A 19274-nucleotide genomic window follows, 5' to 3' on the forward strand; every position below is an offset into this window, starting at 1 on the left:
TATACCGTTTTTTGTTTTCCCGGCGGGCATCCGCAAAGTGGTTTACACGACCAATGCCATCGAGAGCATCAATGCCCAGTTACGCAAGATCATCAAGACTCGAGGGCACTTCCCGACCGATGAGGCCGCGACGAAACTGATATGGCTTGGGTTGCGCAACATCACCGCCAACTGGGGTCATGCGGCACACGACTGGAAAGTGGCAATGAATCAATTTGCGATCCTGTACGGAGACCGATTTACCAGACCGAGCTGGTAAAACAAGGGCCTGCCTGACGGCAGGCCCTAACCAGCCCGAACACAAAAAAACTGATACTCCCACGCGGGGCAAGCCCGCTCGCCACAGGGTAGTTATCGCCGGCTCTACTTAACGACCTTGATATGAACACAATCACCCACCCCGAGCCCGCATGAAATCCCCCCACCGCCGCACCAGATAATTGTGCTCATCCATCACCGAATTCCACACCGCAATATGCCCCATGCGCTGCTCATACGACCCCCCGTCCCGCACTTCCCCCACATCGATCAACGGCAAACCATCGCTGCCCAACAACTCCTCCCGCGCCGGCAACCCCGCATACCAGTAATCCCATTCGGCACTGCTCAAGTGATCACGACTGCGCGCGGGGTTACCAATGTAGTAACCCTGGCGCGCCATCACCGCCCCGGGCCAGCCGGACAGCCACCAATTCAAGTACGCATACGCCGCATCCAGCACCGCCCCCTTGGCATGCCGCGACAACGACAACCCGCCAAACCACGCGCGATACCCTTCACGCGGCACGGCAAGGCGGTATTTCACCCCTGCGCGATGCAGACGCATCAGGGTCGGCGACCACAGGCTCTGGATATCGATACTCGGGCTGAGCATCAACTGCGCAGCTTCTTCATCGTCGGACCAGAACGCCGCAAAGTGCCCTTCTTTCTGTTTACGCACCAGGATGTCAGCGAGCACGTCGATCTCTTCGATGCTCATATTGCCGATGTCCCTGAAGCTGGCCAGCCCCGCGCCCTGCACCGCCAGCGCGGCATCCAGGGCGCCGATGGCGGCATCGCTTTGCAGCGCGGTGCGCGCACGCCAAGCCGGGTCCAGCAGCCAGCCCCAGCTCTCGTTACCGTGGCAAAAACCGTCGGGCAAGCGCTCGGGGCGGTAGGCGAAACTGTCGGCGTTGTGGGTCAGCGGCAGCATGCTGATGCGCTCGGTGACCGTGCTGCCGAGGCTGCCGTCGTGCTGCACGAACAGCCGCTCACTGGGCACGCTGCCACTGCCCAGGCGGTCGTCGGCCGACAGGCGCCCGCGCTTGGGCAGGTCGTTGATTTCATGCCACAAGGCGATGCGCCGGGTGTCGATAGGCTGGATCGCCTGGGCCGGCCACACAAAGTCGACGTTGTGGAACCACTGGTCGTACAAGTCGTAGCTGTCGGGCTGCATCACCGCAATACGCTGGGCCTGTTCGACATCGTGCACCTGGTACACCAGACGAATGCCCAGCTCTTGTTCGGCACGTACGCGCAGGCATTCAAGCAGGGTCACGGAGGTGCCGAGGACGCGCAGTGTGATCATGCCGCCCACCGCCGCGAAAAGACTTCAAACGAGCGCCTTAACAGCGCAGGGTCTACGCCACGCAGGATAAACACCAGGCGCGATTGGCGATCACTGCCCGGCCACGCCGGCAGATGCACCGGCGCGTGCAGGCAGTGCTGCACGCCATGGATGACGATGGGAGCGTTACTGGCGTTCACGTTGAGCAGCCCTTTGACCCGGAGGATTCGTTCGCCGTGGCATCTTAACAGCATCGACAACCACACCCCGAACCCCACCCAATCCAGAGGCTGGTCGAACGTCAGGCTGCACACTTGCGCGGCGCCGTGAGTGGCAGTGGGGATGCGATGCAACTGCCAGCGACTGACTTCAACGGCGGGCTCGGCGCTGCGCAGGCCTTCGCCGAGCAGCAGCTGGTCACCGCTGTGGATGTCGTGGGTATCGAGGATCGGCGTACCGGCATTGAGTGCCTGCAAATGGGTCCGTAGCGCTGCGCAATCCCCCGCCAGATCGGTCTTGCTCAGCAGCAAGCGATCCGCCGCCGCCACCTGCGCCAGCCATTCCGGGTGCAGGCGTTCTTGCAGGGCTGCGTGGCTGGCGTCGACCAGGGTGATCACCAGGCCGATATGGAAACGCCCGCGCAGTTGCACATCGTTGTTCAGGGTGGCGAGGATCGGTGCCGGATCGGCCAGGCCAGTGGTCTCCAGGATCACCCGTTTGAAGGCCGGGATTTCACCGCGCTCGCGGCGCTGCAGCAGGCCAAGCAGCGCGTCTTTCAGCTCGCCCCGGATCGAGCAGCACACACAGCCGCTGGGTAGCAGCACGGTGTCCGGCGCAACCTCCTCAACCAGCAGATGGTCGATGCCGACGTCGCCGAATTCATTGATCAGCAACGCGGTGTCGCCCAGGCTTTCGCCTTGCAGCAGGCGCTTGAGCAACGTGGTCTTGCCGCTGCCGAGGAAGCCGGTGATGACGTTGAGGGCGATGCTCATACGCAGGCCTCCAGATGATCCAGCAGGCGCGGATCGAGCGGGTCCAACGGACGGCCAAGCAGGGTCTCGGCAGCTTGCCAGAGTTGATCCAGGCCGCTGGCCAATGCCTGTTTACCGGTGGCGCCCAATAGCAGATAGGACGCGCCCTGGAAGTCTTCGACCTTGAGCCGGAACACCGCCAGTACCTGGTTGATCGCCGCAATCCGGCGCAGGCGTTCGCGACGCCGGGGCAATTCATCGCCCAGGGGGTCGCTCCAGTGCAGGTCTTCACCAAGCAATCCACAGAGTCCGCACATGGCTACACCTCACTCATGGCATGACATCGCCGGAGTTCGGGCCCAGGGTCTGGCCAACGAACAGGTTGCCGCCCGGCTCGCTGGCCAGCAGCACCGCGACCGGCGCCACTTCATCCGCCAGGCCGAAACGGCCCAGAGGCAGTTCCCTGGCCTTGGCGCGTTTCCAGTCGTCGCTGATGCCGCCGACCAGGGGCGTCTCGATCGGGCCGGGGGCGATAGCGTTGACCAGCACATTGTCCTTGGCCACTTCCAGCGCCAGGGATTTGGTAAAGCCGATCACCCCCGCCTTGGCCGCTGCGTAATGGGTCAACTCGGCGCCACCCTTGATGCCCAGTTGCGAAGCCACATTGATGATCCGCCCCCAGCGCTGCGCGAGCATGTGCGGCAACGCACGCTGGCTGGCGACGAACACACTGGTAAGGTCGACGCGCAGCATGTCGTTCCACATTTCAAGGGTCAGGTCCACGCAACACGCCTGGGTGAGCATGCCGGCGTTGTTGACCAGAATGTCGATGCCGCCAAAGTGCTCGACGCAGCGGTCGACACTGGCCTGGGCGCCTTCGACGGTACCGACATCGGCCAGGCATTCGAACACCTCGGCGCCGAGGTTGCGGCAGGTGATCGCGGTTTCCGCGAGGCTGGCCGCATTGCGGTCGGCCAGCACCAGGCGGGCACCTTCAGCGGCGTAGGCACGGGCGATGGCGGCACCGATGCCGCTGCCGGCGCCGGTGATCACGGCGCGGCGGTTTGAAAGTTGGGACATGTAAATTCTCCTGAACAAAACACAGGTCCAATGTGGGAGGGGGCTTGCCCCCGATGGCAGTGGTTCAGATAAAACAACGGTGACTGATGCACCGCTATCGGGGGCAAGCCCCCTCCCACACTGGACCCAGTAAACCAGTTAGTCAGTCGGGCCAGCGCACGGTCAGGCCACCGTCGATGACGATGCTTTGCCCGGTCAAATAACTCGACGCCTCACTGGTCAAGAACTGCACCAGCGACGCCACTTCATCCGCCCGCCCTACCCGGCCCAAGGGAATCGCCCGCGCCGCTTTCGCCAAGCCTGCCGGCCCCAGCGAATTCTTCGCATCCAGCGACTGCGGCGTCTCGATCAACCCCGGGATCACCGCATTGCAACGAATCCCCAACGGCGCCAACTCCACCGCCAGCGACCGGCACAACCCCGGCACACCGGCCTTGGCCGCCGCGTAATGGCTGTGTTCCTGCCAGCCATACACGCCACCGGCAATCGACGAAATCGCCACCAGCGCACCACCTTCAGCCATATGGCGGGTGGCCGCACGGAAGGTGCGCATCACCCCCGTGAGGTCGACATTGAGCATTTCGTCCCACAGCGCGTCGGTCATCTCCAGCAACGGTGCGCGGCGCAGCAGGCCGGCGTTGGCCACGGCGTAGTCCAGCCGGCCGAAATGCGCCACCGCCTGTTCGGCCAGGGCGTCCACCGAGGCGGTATTGCCCACGTCCAAGGGCAGCATCAGGCATTTGCCGCCGGCCTCTTCCACCAGGCCTACGGTGGCCTGCGAGTCATGGGGATCGGCCGGGTAATACCCGCCCACCACCGCCACACCCACGCGGGCATAGGCCACCGCGAGGGCTTGGCCGATGCCGCTGGCGGCACCGGTAATCAAGGCAACTTCAGGGATCATCGAGCACTCCTTACTGAACGGTTTCCGGACGCACATGCCGTGCGGCGAACATCAGCGCGCCGGAGAGGAAGCACGGCAGTGCGCCAAACCACAGCGCGGCGGTCTGCCAGTCGCTGCCGGCAGACAACACTTGGGTCGCACCAAAGCCTGCGACTACAGCGCCGATCGGCCCCATGGCATGGATGATCGCGCCACCGGTGGCGCGGATGCTGGTGGGGAAACTCTCGCTGATAAAGAACAGCGCCGCCGAGTACGGCCCGATCAGGAAAAACAGGCCCAGGCTGTACAGCCCGACCACCATCGGCATATTGCTCGGGCCAAACAGCATCCCGGCGAACGACAGCCCGCCGAGCATCCAGCCCAGGCCGATCACGTTGCGACGGCCGATCTTGTCGCCCATCCAGCCGTGGCTCAGATAGCCGCAATAGCCCACCAGGTTCGACAGCACGAGGATGATCAGCGAGTTCTCGAACGAGATGTGGTGCACGCTGACGATCACCGAAGTGCCCAGCACGCTGAACACCTGGATCGCGGCCCAGTTGAGCAACAGCGCGGCGCCGATCACCAGGGTGGCGCGGCGCGCCGGGCCACGGAAGGCGGCCTTGAGGCCGGCCTTGCTGTGTTCGTCGTAATCCACGCCGTAGGTCACGGCGACGTTCTGCGCTTCTTTCACCGCACCGCTTTTACGCAGCTCGCTGATGCGCTGGTGGATCTGGAACTGCGGGCTCTCCTTGAGCTTGCGCGCCATGATCGCGATGACGATGGCCGGGATCGCGGCAAAGATAAAGCAGCCCTGCCAGCCGATGATCGGCAGCAACAGCGCGGTCAACCCGGCGGCGATCAACGCACCGACCGGCCAGCCGCCTTGCACCAGGCTGTAGATAAAGCCACGGCGTTTGGTCAGGCGCGGGTCTTCCGAAGCGCCGTACAGCTCGCTCAGGTAGGTGGCGTTGACGGTCTCCTCGGCATAGCCCAGGCCGCCCAACGAACGGATCAAAATCAGCGGCGACTTGCCCCACGCACCACCGATAGCGGTCAGCGCCGAACACAGCGCGGACCCCGCCACGGTGAAGATAATGCCTTTGCGCCGGCCCAACTTGTCGACCACCGGCCCAATGGCAAACGCCACCACCGCCGTGCCCACCGCGACCCAGGTCGCGATTTCCGCTTGCTCCACTTCACCCCAGCCGAAGTGCCGGCCAATCTCCGGCAGCAAGGTGCCGAACAGGATGAAGTCATACACCGCAAACACCCAGGCGAAAAACGCGATCCAGGTGGCGAAGCGCACTTCCTGGGACGTCAGTTGCCGGGGTTTCCAGCCAGTCAGGTCAAGCTTGTTGTAGATGGACATGGGTCGCGCCTCAGGGGTGGTTGCAAAGGTTCAGGTACGCGGTTGGCGGCGGATGAAGTCGTCGGCGATTTCGTCGAAGGTGACGAAGCGCACGCCGGCATGGCTCTGGATGTGTTCGAACAGGCGCTCCAGCATCAGCAGCACTTGCGGGCGACCGGACACGTCCGGGTGGATGGTCATGGTGAACACCGCGTGTTCGTGTTCGCGGTAGACCCAATCGAACTGGTCGCGCCACATTTCTTCGAGGTGACGCGGGTTGACGAAACCGTGGCTGTTGGGGGCTTTCTTGATAAACATCATCGGCGGCAGGTCGTCGAGGTACCAGTTGGCGGGGATCTCCACCAGGTCGGTTTCTTCGCCGCGCACCAGGGGTTTCATCCAGGTGTCGGGGTGCTGGCTGTAGTCGATCTTGGTCCAGCTGTCGCCCTTGCGCACGTAGTAGGGATGGAAGTCGTTGTGCATCAGGCTGTGGTCGTACTTGATGCCTTTTTTCAGCAGCAGTTCGTTGGTCACCTTGCTGAATTCCCACCACGGCGCGACATAGCCGGTGGGGCGCTTGCCGGTGACCTGGGTGATCAGTTCGATGGATTTATCCAGGACGATTTCTTCCTGCTCGGCCGTCATCGCGATAGGGTTTTCGTGGCTGTAGCCGTGCACGCCGATTTCGTGACCGGCGTCGGCCACGGCCTTCATCTGTTCCGGGAAGGTTTCCATCGAATGGCCGGGGATGAACCAGGTGGTGCGCAGGCCGTAGCGTTCGAACAGCTTGAGCAACCGTGGCGCGCCGACTTCACCGGCGAACAGGCCACGGGAGATGTCGTCCGGCGAGTCTTCGCCGCCGTAGGAACCGAGCCAGCCGGCGACGGCGTCAACGTCGACGCCAAATGCACAGAGGATGTCTTTAGCCATGGTGTGTCTCCTTAAACGTTAAGTACGGTTTCGACGGACAACGCCGCGCGCAACAGGCGAGCGTCTTCTCCGGTGGGGGCGCTGAGAAGCAGCCCGGTGGGCAGGCCCTGGGCATCGCGGCCGCTGGGCAGGTTCACGCAGGCCATGTCGAGCAAACTGCCGGGCATGGTCAGGCGCAGGGTGGCGAAATTGGTTTTGACAAACAGGTCGTCGTCGGCCTCCAGCGGTGCCAGGACTGGCGCGACATGGGCGACGGTGGGGGTGATCAGGATGGCGCCGTCGAGGTCGTCGATCAGTTGCTGTTGCAGGCGGCGGCGTGCATCGGTCAGGTGGATAAGCTGACTGGCGGGCAGTGCGCGCGCGGCTTCGAGGCGGCGACGTACGCGAGGGTCGAGTTGCTCGGCATCAGGGCCGTCGAGCAGCGCTTCATGCAGGGCAAAGGCTTCGAAGGAACCGAGCCAGCCGTGGTGCTTGATCAGGTCCAGGGTGGCCTGGAAGGTCGCGCATTCACGTTCTTCAACCAGTGCGCCCCGGGCCTTGAGTTGCTCCACGGCGCGCAGCAGATTGTTGCGCACAGCGGGCTCGACGTCCTGTTGCGCCAACACAAAGCGCTGGCCCTTGAGGCTGCGGGCAGTGTGGATCTGGGTACGGCCATGCAGCAGGTCGTCGATGGCCAGTGCATCGCGCACGCTGCGGGTCAGCGGCCCCAGGCTGTCGAGGGTATGGGCCAGGGGGAACACGCCGTCACGGCTGTAGCGTCGGCGGCTGCTGCGGTAGCCCACCAGGCCATTGAACGCCGATGGGATGCGGATCGAGCCCGCAGTGTCGGTGCCCATGGCGATGGGCACGATCCCGGCCGCCACGGCCACCGCCGAGCCGGACGACGAGCCGCCAGGAATGCGCGGCTGGTCGTCGCCATGGGGATTGTGCGGCGTGCCGAAATGCGGGTTCAGACCCAGGCCGGAATAGGCCAGTTCGCTGAGGTTGGTCTTGCCGACACTGACCATTCCGACGCGGCACAACAGGCCGACCACAGGTGCATCGAGCAACGCGGCAGGCGCGTTGCGGCGATAGGCAGCGCCTGCGGTGGTGACGCTGCCGGCCACATCGAACAGGTCCTTCCAGGCCAGCGGCACACCATCGAACACGCTCAATGGCTGCCCGGCGCGCCAACGGGCAGCCGAGGCTTCGGCTTCACGGCGCGCACGCTCGGCAGTCAGGCTGATAAACACGGCCGGGGCCTGACTGGCCTTATCGAGTGCCTGTTCGAGGGCTTGCACCGGGTCACTGCGACCGCTGGCAAAATCCTCGGCCATGGAAGTGGCGTCTGACATCGGCTTGATCCTCAAAACGTACATATTCATAAAATGTACATTTTACAAAGGCAGATTCCGTGCCAGTCTGTATCGGCACTTGTGTGCGCGATGAGGAAAGTTTGCCCAGAGCAGCTGGATAGATGCTTTTAGACGGCAGGAAAAATCTTGCCAGGAAGAGGGAAAACACCTTCAACGAAATAATGTATCTTCTATTAAAAAGTACATTTTGGTGCAGAAAAGTAACATCCTCACTTTCAAGGCCCCAAAAAAGTGCCACCGACGTGGCGCAGAGTGACAGGCACGACTTATGAGAGAATCCTCGGCCACCTTCCTACAGCCTCCAGAGAAAACGATGAAAGCAGTGTCCGCCTCGGCCTCCCGTTACGCGATGATTCACAAGGTGATGCGTGACGCGATCGTCAACGGCACTGCGCGCCATGGCCTGGTGTTGCTGGAAGCGCCGCTGGCCGAATTGTTCGGCACCAGCCGTGTCCCAGTGCGCAAGGCCCTGGACCTGCTGCATGACGAAGGCCTGATCTGCCGCTTCAACGGCCGGGGTTACCTGATCAATCCCGAAGGCCTGGCCATGGAACCGCTGCGCCTGCCGCTGAGCCATGCACACCTGGGGCTCAACCGTGACGATGAACTGGTGGACACGCGCCCCCTGGGCGAACGCATCGTCGAAGAAATCGGCGCGGCGCTGTCCACCTGCATCGCCTTCGGCCATTACCGCCTCGACGAGCAAGCCGCCGCCGACCACTACGGCGTCAGTCGTGCGGTGGTGCGCGAAGCGCTGATGCGCCTGCGCGACCGTGGCCTGGTGGAAAAGGAGCCCTACTCCCAATGGCTGGCGGGGCCTTTGACGGCGCGGGAAGTCACCGAAGACTACGAACTGCGCGCCTGCCTGGAACCCGAAGCGCTGCGCCAGAGCGCGCCCCACCTCGACCGCGAGTTGCTCGAAGCCATGCTGCAGCGCGTGCTGGCCGCCCAGGACAACCCCCACTGCAGCCTGGAGGCCATCGAACAGATCGAGGACGACTTGCACCAACGCTGCCTCGCCGGCCTGCAGAACCGCAAGATCGCGGCGTTGATCCGCCAGGGCCAGAGCCCCATGATCATCAGCCGGATTTTCTACCGCTTGCTGGGGATCGGCGCGGATCCAGCCATGCTGGCCGAACATCGGTTGATATTGGAGCTGCTGCTGCATGGTGCGTTTGATGCGGCGGCGTTGAACCTGCGCGAGCATTTGCAGCGGGCCAGGCAACGTATGTTGCAGCGGTTGAAGGTGCTGTCGGTGTTACCGGAGCAGCCGTTGCCGAGTTATCTGCACAAGATCAGCTGAATTCATGCAATTTGTTGCTAACTCCACCCCGCCATTGAAACCACCACTGCCCCGCCCCATCTAAGCACCATACTTCCTTATGCAGGTGCCCCATGAGCGACCAGCAAGATTTCCCCGATTACGACCTCAACGACTACGCCGACCCCGAAAACGCTGAATCCGCGTCGTCCAATACCGGCCTGGCCCTGCCTGGGCAAAACCTGCCGGACAAGGTCTACATCATCCCGATCCACAATCGGCCGTTCTTCCCGGCGCAAGTGCTACCGGTGATCGTCAATGAAGAACCGTGGGCCGAAACCCTGGAGCTGGTAAGCAAGTCCGACCATCACTCCCTGGCCCTGTTCTTCATGGACACGCCGCCGGAAGACCCGCGCCACTTCGACACCTCCAGCCTGCCGTTGTACGGCACCCTGGTGAAGGTGCACCACGCCAGCCGCGAGAACGGCAAGCTGCAATTCGTCGCCCAGGGCCTGACCCGCGTACGCATCAAGACCTGGCTCAAGCACCACCGCCCACCGTACCTGGTGGAAGTTGAGTACCCGCACCAGCCCAGCGAGCCGACCGACGAGGTCAAGGCCTATGGCATGGCACTGATCAATGCGATCAAGGAACTGCTGCCGCTCAACCCGCTGTACAGCGAAGAACTGAAGAACTACCTCAACCGTTTCAGCCCCAATGACCCGTCGCCGCTCACCGACTTCGCCGCCGCGCTGACCTCGGCCACCGGTAACGAGTTGCAGGAAGTGCTGGATTGCGTGCCCATGCTCAAGCGCATGGAAAAAGTGCTGCCGATGCTGCGCAAGGAAGTCGAGGTCGCACGCCTGCAAAAAGAACTCTCCGCCGAGGTGAACCGCAAGATCGGCGAGCACCAGCGCGAGTTTTTCCTCAAGGAACAGCTCAAGGTCATCCAGCAGGAGCTGGGCCTGACCAAGGACGACCGCAGCGCGGACGTCGAACAATTCGAGCAACGCCTGGAAGGCAAGGTGCTGCCGGCCCAGGCGAAGAAACGCATTGACGAAGAGTTGAACAAGCTGTCGATCCTCGAGACCGGTTCGCCGGAATACGCGGTGACGCGCAACTACCTGGACTGGGCCACCTCGGTGCCGTGGGGCGTGTACGGCGAGGACAAGCTCGACCTGAAACATGCGCGCAAGGTGCTGGACAAGCACCATGCGGGCCTGGACGACATCAAGAGCCGCATCCTCGAGTTCCTCGCGGTGGGCGCCTATAAAGGCGAAGTCGCCGGCTCCATCGTGCTGCTGGTCGGCCCGCCGGGTGTGGGCAAGACCAGTGTGGGCAAATCCATCGCGGAGTCCCTGGGGCGGCCGTTCTACCGCTTCAGCGTCGGCGGCATGCGCGACGAGGCCGAGATCAAGGGCCATCGCCGTACCTACATCGGCGCGCTGCCCGGTAAGCTGGTGCAGGCGCTCAAGGACGTGGAGGTGATGAACCCGGTGATCATGCTCGACGAGATCGACAAGATGGGCCAGAGCTTCCAGGGCGACCCGGCGTCGGCGCTGCTGGAAACCCTCGACCCGGAGCAGAACGTCGAATTCCTCGATCACTACCTGGACCTGCGACTGGACCTGTCCAAGGTGCTGTTCGTGTGCACCGCCAACACCCTGGACTCCATCCCCGGCCCGCTGCTGGACCGTATGGAAGTGATTCGCCTGTCGGGCTATATCACCGAAGAAAAAGTCGCCATCGCCAAGCGTCACCTGTGGCCCAAGCAGCTGGAAAAAGCCGGTGTGGCGAAAACCAGCCTGACCATCAGCGACGGCGCCCTGCGCGCACTCATCGACGGCTACGCCCGCGAAGCCGGGGTGCGCCAGTTGGAGAAACAGCTGGGCAAACTGGTGCGCAAGGCGGTGGTCAAGCTGCTGGATGAGCCGGACTCGGTGATCAAGATCGGCAGCAAGGACCTGGAAAGCTCCCTGGGCATGCCAGTGTTCCGCAATGAGCAAGTGCTGTCCGGCACCGGCGTGATTACAGGCCTGGCCTGGACCAGCATGGGCGGCGCAACCTTGCCGATCGAGGCCACGCGCATCCATACGCTCAACCGCGGCTTCAAGCTCACCGGGCAATTGGGTGAAGTGATGAAGGAATCTGCCGAAATCGCCTACAGCTACATCAGTTCGAATCTGAAGTCATTTGGCGGCGATCCGAAATTCTTCGATGAAGCCTTCGTTCACTTGCATGTGCCGGAAGGCGCCACGCCCAAAGACGGCCCGAGCGCCGGGGTGACCATGGCCAGCGCGTTGTTGTCGCTGGCGCGTAACCAGCCGCCGAAAAAAGGCGTGGCCATGACCGGCGAACTGACGTTGACCGGGCATGTGCTGCCGATTGGCGGGGTGCGTGAGAAGGTCATCGCGGCGCGGCGCCAGAAGATCCATGAACTGATCTTGCCGGAGCCGAATCGCGGGAGTTTTGAAGAGTTGCCGGAGTACCTGAAGGAAGGCATGACGGTGCACTTTGCCAAGCGCTTTGCGGATGTGGCGAAGGTGCTCTTCTGACAGCTATCCAGCGCCTGGTAGGCCCCCTGTGGCGAGCAGGCTTGCCCTGCTCGCCACAACAAGCCCGCTGCCCTGTTGTCACACCTTGTCTCATCTTCGGTTATGCTCGCCCTTCGTCGTGAATGAACGGAGCCCCCATGACCGCTGCCCGCCTGCTTCTCCCCTTGAGCCTTGCCTTACTGGCCGCGTGCGCCAGTGCACCGAAGCAAAACGTCACCGTGGACAACCAGAGCGCCTGTCCGCTTCAGCTTAAAAGCGGGCAAAACCTGACCCTCACCCTCCCGAGCAACCCCACTACCGGTTACCGCTGGGCCATCCAGGATTCCGCCGGCGGCGTACTGCGCGCGTTGAGCCCTGAGGTCTACAGTAGCAGCGAGTCGGGTGTGATCGGCGGCGGCGGCCAATCGACCTGGCGCTTCCAGGCCTTCGCCGCCGGCCAGGGCCGTTTGCGCCTGACCTCCCAGCAACCCTGGGAGCCGGAGGCCGAACCTGTCGAAACCTTTGACTGCGCCATTACGGTGAACTGATATGCCCTGGCTGATTCTTGCGTTGATGGGCGCCGGCACTTTTATCTACGGCCTGAGCACCCATGCCACCTTGCTGTGTCTATTGGTCAAGCCGCTGCCGGTACTTGCGCTGCTGGGCTGGCTGCATGATGCACCGCCCACCGACTATCGACGCTGGATCAGCCTTGGGCTGATTTTTTCCCTGGTGGGCGATGTGCTGCTTGCCTGGCCCGGCGACCTGTTTATCTTTGGCCTGGGGGCGTTCCTGTTTGCGCACCTGGCGTATCTCAAGGCCTATTTCAGTGATTGCCGCCGCCTGGCGCTGCTGCCGCTGGTATTGGCGCTGGGCATGGGGGTTGTGCTACTGAGCATCCTGATCTCGCACGGCCTCGGTGATTTGCTGATCCCCGTGGTGGTTTACGCCGCCGTGATCAGCGCGATGCTCTGGCGAGCGTTGGCACGCCTGGGCAGCGAAGTGCCAAAACGCTCGGCTCTGCTGGCGGCGGCGGGTGCCGTGTCGTTTGTGTTTTCCGACACACTGATTGGCATCAATCGGTTTGTGGTGGCGTTCGATGCGGCCCCGTACTTGCTGATCACTAGCTATTGGCTGGGCCAGTGGGGAATAACAGCAGCGGCATTCTCTCCAACCGCTACTCAGCCATTCGCGAATGTACCAACGAAAGAACTTATTGATTAGATCAACGCTAATATTTATAGCCAAAACTTCTACAACACTGTCATTACTAACAGTATCCGACCTCCCGAATCAAGAATAGCCTTCCTACTACTCGGCAAGTTAAACCTCATTCACCGAAGATGGGAGTCTTGAATCATGAGCACAGCACAACCTAAAGGACAAAAAGCAACGGGACGCCTTACGGGCACCATTACCAGGAATGATCAACCGACAGCGTTTAATGGTACAGATCACTATATATATAAAGACAACGACGAACTTGAGATTTACTCAGGCGAAGAAACTCCCGGAGGCGCTTGGAAATCAATAAGTTTGAATCTGGACCCAAACATTACAGCAGGCACACATAAGCTAGGTTCTTTTTCAAGTTTTCGGAGCGCCATGGTCGTTCCAGGCAACACTGATGTTCTTCTAAACTACTCGGGCACTCTGGATATAAAACCCGACCATGCAAATCGACATTACACTGGCAGCATTTCTCTCTCTGCAAAAAACAATGGCTCAGATACCTACCAGATAGAGGCAACGTTTGATCTCAAAGAATGAACGTAGCCAACGCCAGCAATCATCCACTTTAAAAACTGTGCTCGCCTCACAAGCGAGTGCAGTTTTTTTCTGAATCGATGATGTCTTTCAGACAAACCGCGCACGCCCCCTTCAACCTGGCTAAAATACTGGCCTTTCCCAGATCAATGCCGGAACAGCCGTGAGCAAAGAACCCGATCGCCTATTCGCCCAGCCCCTGCCCCAGGTGCCGGACTTCGCCTTCAACGAAGACGTGGTGCGGGTGTTCCCGGACATGATCAAGCGCTCGGTGCCCGGTTACCCGACCATCGTCGAGAACCTCGGCGTACTCGCGGCGCAATTTGCCCAGCCCAACAGCGTGCTGTATGACCTGGGCTCGTCCCTCGGCGCCGTCACCCAGGCCCTGCGCCGCCATGTGCGCACCGACGGTTGCCGGGTGATCGCGGTGGATAACTCGACAGCCATGGTCGAGCGCTGCCGTGAGTACCTCAATGGCCAGGACTCGATGTTCCAGGAGTTGCTGCCGGTCGAGGTGAGCGAGGGCGATATCCTCGCGCTGCAATTTGCCCCGGCCTCGGTGGTGGCGCTGAACTTCACCCTGCAATTCATTGCCCCCGATGAGCGCCTGGCGTTGCTCTCGCGCATCCGCCAGTCGCTGTTGCCGGGTGGTGCGTTGATCCTCTCGGAGAAGCTGCGCTTCAACGATGCCGAAGAACACGCGCTGCTCACCGACCTGCACATCGCGTTCAAACGCGCCAACGGCTACAGCGAACTGGAAATCGCCCAGAAGCGCAGCGCCATCGAAAACGTCATGAAGCCCGACAGCCTCGAAGAACACCGCGAACGCCTGCTGGCAGCCGGGTTTTCGAAAGTCGTGCCGTGGTTCCAGTGTCTTAACTTTGCCTCGTTGATTGCCTTGCCATGATTGATCTTTCCCCCCTCGCCCGCCATCTGGTCGGCACTCCCCTGGCCGTGTGGGCCCAGGGCCTGCAAGCGCAGCTCGACAGCAAGATGGAAAAGGGCCATGGCGACCTCGAGCGTTGGCAGAGTGCGTTGGATGCGCTGCCAAAGATCCAGCCCAGCGACGTGGATTTGCTCAACGGCCTGACACTCGATACCGACTGCGACGATGACACCCGCGCGCAGATGCACACTGCATTGATGGGCCTGAGCCCGTGGCGCAAAGGGCCGTTCAACCTGTTCGGCGTGCATGTGGACACCGAATGGCGCTCGGACTGGAAGTGGTCGCGGGTTGCGCCGCACCTGAACTTGAAGGGCAAACGTATCCTCGACGTAGGCTGCGGCAACGGTTACTACATGTGGCGCATGCTTGGCGCCGGCGCTGACAGCGTGATTGGCGTAGACCCGAACTGGTTGTTCTTCTGCCAGTTCCAGGCGGTACAGCGCTACCTGTCCGAGCCCAGGGCCTGGCACCTGCCGTTCCCGTTCGAAGACCTGCCGGCAAACCTGGAAGGCTTCGACACAGTGTTTTCCATGGGCGTGTTCTACCACCGTCGTTCGCCGATCGAACACCTGCTGGCGCTGAAAGACACCCTGGTCAAAGGTGGCGAACTGGTGCTGGAAACATTGGTGGTCGAAGGCGATCAGCAACAAGTGCTGGTGCCGGAAGATCGCTACGCGCAGATGCGTAACGTGTGGTTCCTGCCCTCAGTGCCGGCGCTGATGCTATGGCTGCGCCGTGCAGGCTTCACTGATGTGCGCTGCGTGGATGTGAGCGTGACCACCGTCGAGGAACAGCGCGGGACGGAGTGGATGAAGTACCAGTCGTTGAGTGACTTCCTCGATCCCGAAGATCACAGCAAGACCATCGAAGGGCTGCCGGCGCCGATGCGGGCGGTGATCATCGCCAGGAAATGACGCTGATACCTCACTGATAAAATAGAGTTCCAAATGTGAGAGAGGGCTTGCCCCCGATGGCGGTGCATCAGTCATAAATATGCTTACTGACACACTGCTATCGGGGGCAAGCCCCCTCCCACCTTTTGATTTCCAGCGTCGTTTAGAGAGCAGATTTGGCCCGGCGCGCCCTGAAGAACTCGCTCAAGACCGTCCCGCACTCCTCAGCCAGCACCCCGCCTTCAAACAACACTCGATGATTCAGAAAGCCCTGGGTAAAAAACTGCCCCTGGCTTTGCACGACTCCCGCCTTGGGCTCCAATGCGCCATACACCACCCGCGCAACCCGCGAATGCACGATCAAACCGGCGCACATGCTGCACGGCTCCAGGGTCACATACAGCGTGCTGCCCACCAGGCGGTAATTGCTGATGGCTTGCGCGGCGGCGCGGATGGCGACCATCTCGGCGTGAGCGCTGGGGTCATTGCCACTGATCGGGCAGTTGAAGCCTCGGCCGATGATCTCACCGTCCTGCACCAGCACCGCGCCGACGGGCACTTCTCCCAGCGCGGCGCCTTGGGCGGCGAGGGCCAGGGCTTCGCGCATGAAGTCCTGGTCGCGGCTGCGATCAATGATTGCGGTTGGGCGGATCTGGCGCATCACGCCACCTCGATGGCGGCCATCAGGCCGGTTTCCATATGGTCGATCACGTGGCAATGGAACATCCAGACGCCTGGGTTATCCGCCACCAGTGCCACGCGGGCACGCTCGTTCTTGCCCAGCAGGTAGGTGTCGGTGAAATACGGGATCACCTTGTGCCGGTTCGAGGCGATCACCTTGAAGCTCATGCCGTGCAGGTGGATCGGGTGCTGGTACTGGGTCATGTTCTTCAATTCGAAAATGTAGCTCTTGCCCTTATCCAGCTTGGCAATCGGGCGGTCGGCGCACGTCTTGTCGGTGATGTCCCAGGCCTTGCCGTTGATCTGCCACAGGCTGGGTGGCTTGCCGTTGTCGGTGTTGACCGAGACCGAACCCACCCACTCGAAATTGAAGTTGAGTTTCTCGGCATTGGCCAGGTCCGGTTCGCTGATCGGGTTGGCGGGCAACGCAGGCGGCCATTCGCCGGGCGCATCGGTGTTGGCGACCGAACGGAAGGTGCCGAGACGTACCGGGCCGTTGCGGATCGACAGTTCCTCACCCACCGGCGGCGCCTTGATCGCCAGGCAGATACGCATGCCCGGGCCCAACCAATATTCCTTGCCCAGGGGGCGTGGCTCGATGGGGTTGCCGTCCAGCGCGTAGATCTGCGCTTCAACATCCGGGATGTTGATGCGATAGGTCAGGGTGTTGTCGAGGTTGAGCAACCGCACGCGGGTGATCTGCCCGGCCGGCAAATCGATCACCGCCTGGGACACGCCGTTGATCGTCGACAAGCGCCCTGCCGTACCGCCCCGGGCCGCCTCACGCGGGATACTGAATGCGACGAAAGCCCCCTCTTCGTCTACATGCCAGCTTTTCAGGCTGAGGGTGCGCTCGTGCTTGAAACCGGTGGGTTCGCGCTCTTCGATGATCAGCGGGCCAACCAGGCCACGGCCAAGTTCTTCGCTGCTGTTCACGTGGGGGTGGTACCAGTAGCTGCCGGCGTCGGGTACGCGGAATTTGTAGTCGAAGTATTCGCCGGGCAGGACCGGCAATTGAGAGACGTAGGGCACGCCGTCCATTTCCAGCGGCAGGCGGATGCCGTGCCAGTGAATGGTGGTGGCGACCGGCAGGTGGTTGATAAAGCGTACCCGCAGCCATTCGCCCTGGCGCACCCGCAACTCGGTGCCCGGCGCCGAAGGGCCGAACGCCCAGGCTTCGGTCTTGTGCCCTGGCACCAATTCCACGTCCAGTGGCGCGGCGATCAGCTCGTAGTCGTGCCCCGCCTCGGCTTCGGCAACTTTCCCCAGCCAGTAGCGGTAGCCGCCACCGGCACCGACGCCCACTACGGCCAGGCCTGCAAGACCACCCAGGATTTGTCGACGGGAAAAGGATCGGGACACAACAACCTCACGTATCGGCCGCAGGCCCAAGGCCTGCAAAGGGCAGATACGATACACCTGCAACGGCTAAACAGTAAGGGTTCGCATGTGGGAGGGGGCAATCCCTCCCACATTGCAACTGCATCGTTGTTTAGTGCTTGGCGGCAGCCAGGATCAGGGCTTTCATTTCGGCGACAGCGCCTTTGAAACCGACAAACAGCGCATGGGCCACCAGCGCATGGCCGATGTTCAGCTCGTTGATACCCTTGATCGCGGCCACGGCTTCGACGTTATGGTAATGCAGGCCATGGCCGGCGTTGACGATCAGGCCTTGCTTGAGGCCGCAGCTCACACCGTCGATGATGCGTTGCAGTTCCTCGGCCACTTCGGTGGGTGTGGTGGCGTCGGCGTAGCGGCCGGTGTGCAGCTCGATCGCCGGTGCACCGACACGACGCGAGGCTTCGATCTGGCGCTCGTCGGCGTCGATGAACAGCGAGACTTCACTGCCGATCTTCGACAGGCGCTCCACGGCGGCTTTGATCCGCGCTTCCTGGCCGGCCACGTCAAGGCCGCCTTCGGTGGTCAGCTCCTGGCGGGTTTCCGGCACCAGGCAGATGTGTGCCGGGCGGATGCGCTCGGCGAACTGCATCATTTCCTCGGTAACGCCCATTTCGAAATTCATGCGGGTTTGCAGCACATCCTTGAGCAGCAGCACGTCGCGCTCCTGGATGTGGCGGCGGTCTTCGCGCAGGTGCACGGTGATGCCGTCGGCGCCCGCTTCTTCGGCGTCCAGCGCGGCCTTGACCGGGTCAGGGTAACGGGTGCCCCGGGCCTGGCGCAGGGTGGCGACGTGGTCGATGTTGACGCCAAGAAGAATGCGATTGCTGGTGCTCACGGAAGCGCTCCTGAAAAGGGAAAGAAACGCCGCACAGCATACACGGGGTTGTCAGGGCTTTCGAAACAACTCGCGGCTGACCAGCGGCCGTCCGCCCAGGTGCACGGCCAGGGCCTGGCGCATCAGGCGCTTGGCGGCGGACAAGGCGCCGGGCGCCGTCCAGTCCGCTTCGCTCATGGCCAGCAGCTCGGTGCCCTGGAACAGGCCAGGTTGCAGCAGGTACACGCGCTCCAGGCCAGCGTCCACTTGCAGGCGATACATACCATCGGCGGCGATGGGCTCGCCGTGCAGGTCGTTGGCCAGTTCGAAGCCGTAGCCCAGGTCGTCGAGCAGGCGCCATTCGAACGCACGCAGCAAGGGTTCCAGGGGACGGCCTTCGGCCAGGGCGAGCAAGGTGGCGGCGTAGTGCTCGAATACTGCCGGGTGCGGGTCTTCGGCGGGGAGCAGGCGGATCAGCAGTTCATTGAGGTAAAGGCCACTGAACAGCGCATCGCCGTTGAGCCAGGCCGAGGTACCCACGCTTTCCATGCGGCCGACGTTTTTCAGCTCACCCTTGCCGCGAAACTCCACGTCCAAGGCCACGAACGGCCGCGCCAACGTGCCCGCCTTGCCCCGTGCACTGCGCAAGACGGCGCGCAGGCGGCCTTGGGGCGTGAGGAAGTCCACCAGGGCGCTGGTCTCGCGGTAGGCGCGGCTGTGCAGGACGTAGGCAAGTTGGCTTGGGGGTGGGGATTGGGACATGGCTGCTCACTGCTGGAATGCACTTTTGAAAACGACACAAACCTAATGTGGGAGGGGGCTTGCCCCCGATGGCAGTGTGTCAGTCACTTATTTGTCAAC

General features: G+C 62.2%; 20 protein-coding genes. 8 read left to right on the forward strand and 12 right to left on the reverse strand.

Going from position 1 to position 19274, the window contains the following annotated elements:
* Positions 1–259: transposase (locus tag BM026_RS13915; protein WP_139217554.1), on the forward strand; the 259-nt coding region annotated here is incomplete at its 5' end.
* A gap of 132 nt (positions 260–391) precedes the next feature.
* Here BM026_RS13915 and BM026_RS13925 read toward each other — a convergent pair.
* From BM026_RS13925 to BM026_RS13960, 8 genes are all read right to left on the reverse strand, one after another.
* Entirely contained in the window at positions 392–1567 is a 1176-nt protein-coding gene (locus BM026_RS13925) for an ABC transporter substrate-binding protein (RefSeq protein WP_093529038.1), read from the reverse strand.
* Positions 1564–2538 (reverse strand): CobW family GTP-binding protein, encoded by a 975-nt coding sequence (locus tag BM026_RS13930; protein WP_093512328.1) that lies wholly within the window; start codon positions 2536–2538, stop codon positions 1564–1566. The genes BM026_RS13925 and BM026_RS13930 overlap by 4 nt, the downstream gene beginning before the upstream one ends.
* On the reverse strand, positions 2535–2834 hold the full coding sequence (locus BM026_RS13935; protein WP_071488653.1) for a hypothetical protein: 300 nt from the start codon (positions 2832–2834) through the stop codon (positions 2535–2537). The genes BM026_RS13930 and BM026_RS13935 overlap by 4 nt, the downstream gene beginning before the upstream one ends.
* Before the next feature lie 13 nt (positions 2835–2847).
* Positions 2848–3597, reverse strand: a complete 750-nt coding sequence (locus BM026_RS13940; RefSeq protein WP_093529041.1) for an SDR family NAD(P)-dependent oxidoreductase — start codon at positions 3595–3597, stop codon at positions 2848–2850.
* 142 nt (positions 3598–3739) lie between these two features.
* Positions 3740–4501 (reverse strand): SDR family NAD(P)-dependent oxidoreductase, encoded by a 762-nt coding sequence (locus BM026_RS13945; protein WP_093512330.1) that lies wholly within the window; start codon positions 4499–4501, stop codon positions 3740–3742.
* 10 nt (positions 4502–4511) lie between these two features.
* Complete coding sequence (locus tag BM026_RS13950) at positions 4512–5852, reverse strand: MFS transporter (RefSeq protein ID WP_092240968.1); 1341 nt, start codon at positions 5850–5852, stop codon at positions 4512–4514.
* A 30-nt stretch (positions 5853–5882) separates the two neighbouring features.
* Positions 5883–6761, reverse strand: coding sequence for a polysaccharide deacetylase family protein (locus tag BM026_RS13955; RefSeq protein WP_093529044.1), 879 nt, complete (start codon positions 6759–6761; stop codon positions 5883–5885).
* Between the two features lie 11 nt (positions 6762–6772).
* The gene (locus BM026_RS13960; RefSeq protein ID WP_093529047.1) at positions 6773–8095 is read right to left on the reverse strand and encodes an amidase; all 1323 of its coding nucleotides are present in this window, start codon (positions 8093–8095) and stop codon (positions 6773–6775) included.
* A 334-nt stretch (positions 8096–8429) separates the two neighbouring features.
* Between BM026_RS13960 and BM026_RS13965 the strand changes: the two genes are divergently transcribed.
* From BM026_RS13965 to cmoB, 7 genes are all read left to right on the forward strand, one after another.
* A complete protein-coding gene (locus BM026_RS13965) occupies positions 8430–9419 on the forward strand; it encodes a GntR family transcriptional regulator (RefSeq protein WP_172963315.1) in 990 nt (329 codons plus the stop codon).
* 92 nt (positions 9420–9511) lie between these two features.
* The gene (gene lon, locus BM026_RS13970; protein ID WP_093512337.1) at positions 9512–11932 is read left to right on the forward strand and encodes an endopeptidase La; all 2421 of its coding nucleotides are present in this window, start codon (positions 9512–9514) and stop codon (positions 11930–11932) included.
* Between the two features lie 137 nt (positions 11933–12069).
* Entirely contained in the window at positions 12070–12459 is a 390-nt protein-coding gene (locus BM026_RS13975) for a protease inhibitor I42 family protein (RefSeq protein WP_058425770.1), read from the forward strand.
* Between the two features lies 1 nt (position 12460).
* Positions 12461–13135: a lysoplasmalogenase gene (locus tag BM026_RS13980; protein WP_092240957.1), complete on the forward strand. Its 675-nt coding sequence runs from the start codon at positions 12461–12463 to the stop codon at positions 13133–13135.
* Between the two features lie 135 nt (positions 13136–13270).
* A complete protein-coding gene (locus BM026_RS28940; protein ID WP_139217555.1) occupies positions 13271–13681 on the forward strand; it encodes a hypothetical protein in 411 nt (136 codons plus the stop codon).
* A gap of 160 nt (positions 13682–13841) precedes the next feature.
* Positions 13842–14585: a carboxy-S-adenosyl-L-methionine synthase CmoA gene (gene cmoA / locus BM026_RS13985; RefSeq protein ID WP_093529050.1), complete on the forward strand. Its 744-nt coding sequence runs from the start codon at positions 13842–13844 to the stop codon at positions 14583–14585.
* Positions 14582–15538 (forward strand): tRNA 5-methoxyuridine(34)/uridine 5-oxyacetic acid(34) synthase CmoB, encoded by a 957-nt coding sequence (gene cmoB / locus BM026_RS13990; protein ID WP_092240953.1) that lies wholly within the window; start codon positions 14582–14584, stop codon positions 15536–15538. The genes cmoA and cmoB overlap by 4 nt, the downstream gene beginning before the upstream one ends.
* A 142-nt stretch (positions 15539–15680) precedes the next feature.
* Here the strand turns inward: cmoB and tadA are convergent, their stop codons facing one another.
* The 4 genes from tadA to recO form a co-directional block, all read right to left on the reverse strand.
* The gene (gene tadA, locus BM026_RS13995) at positions 15681–16178 is read right to left on the reverse strand and encodes a tRNA adenosine(34) deaminase TadA (protein WP_071488642.1); all 498 of its coding nucleotides are present in this window, start codon (positions 16176–16178) and stop codon (positions 15681–15683) included.
* Positions 16178–17560, reverse strand: coding sequence for a multicopper oxidase family protein (locus BM026_RS14000; RefSeq protein WP_139212840.1), 1383 nt, complete (start codon positions 17558–17560; stop codon positions 16178–16180). Before BM026_RS14000 ends, tadA begins: the two co-directional genes overlap by 1 nt.
* A 130-nt stretch (positions 17561–17690) precedes the next feature.
* A complete protein-coding gene (gene pdxJ / locus BM026_RS14005; RefSeq protein ID WP_071488640.1) occupies positions 17691–18434 on the reverse strand; it encodes a pyridoxine 5'-phosphate synthase in 744 nt (247 codons plus the stop codon).
* 51 nt (positions 18435–18485) lie between these two features.
* Complete coding sequence (gene recO / locus BM026_RS14010; RefSeq protein WP_092240949.1) at positions 18486–19175, reverse strand: DNA repair protein RecO; 690 nt, start codon at positions 19173–19175, stop codon at positions 18486–18488.
* Positions 19176–19274 lie beyond the last annotated feature (99 nt).

This window comes from Pseudomonas sp. NFPP24 (genome assembly GCF_900112095.1).
Lineage (GTDB): Bacteria > Pseudomonadota > Gammaproteobacteria > Pseudomonadales > Pseudomonadaceae > Aquipseudomonas > Aquipseudomonas extremorientalis.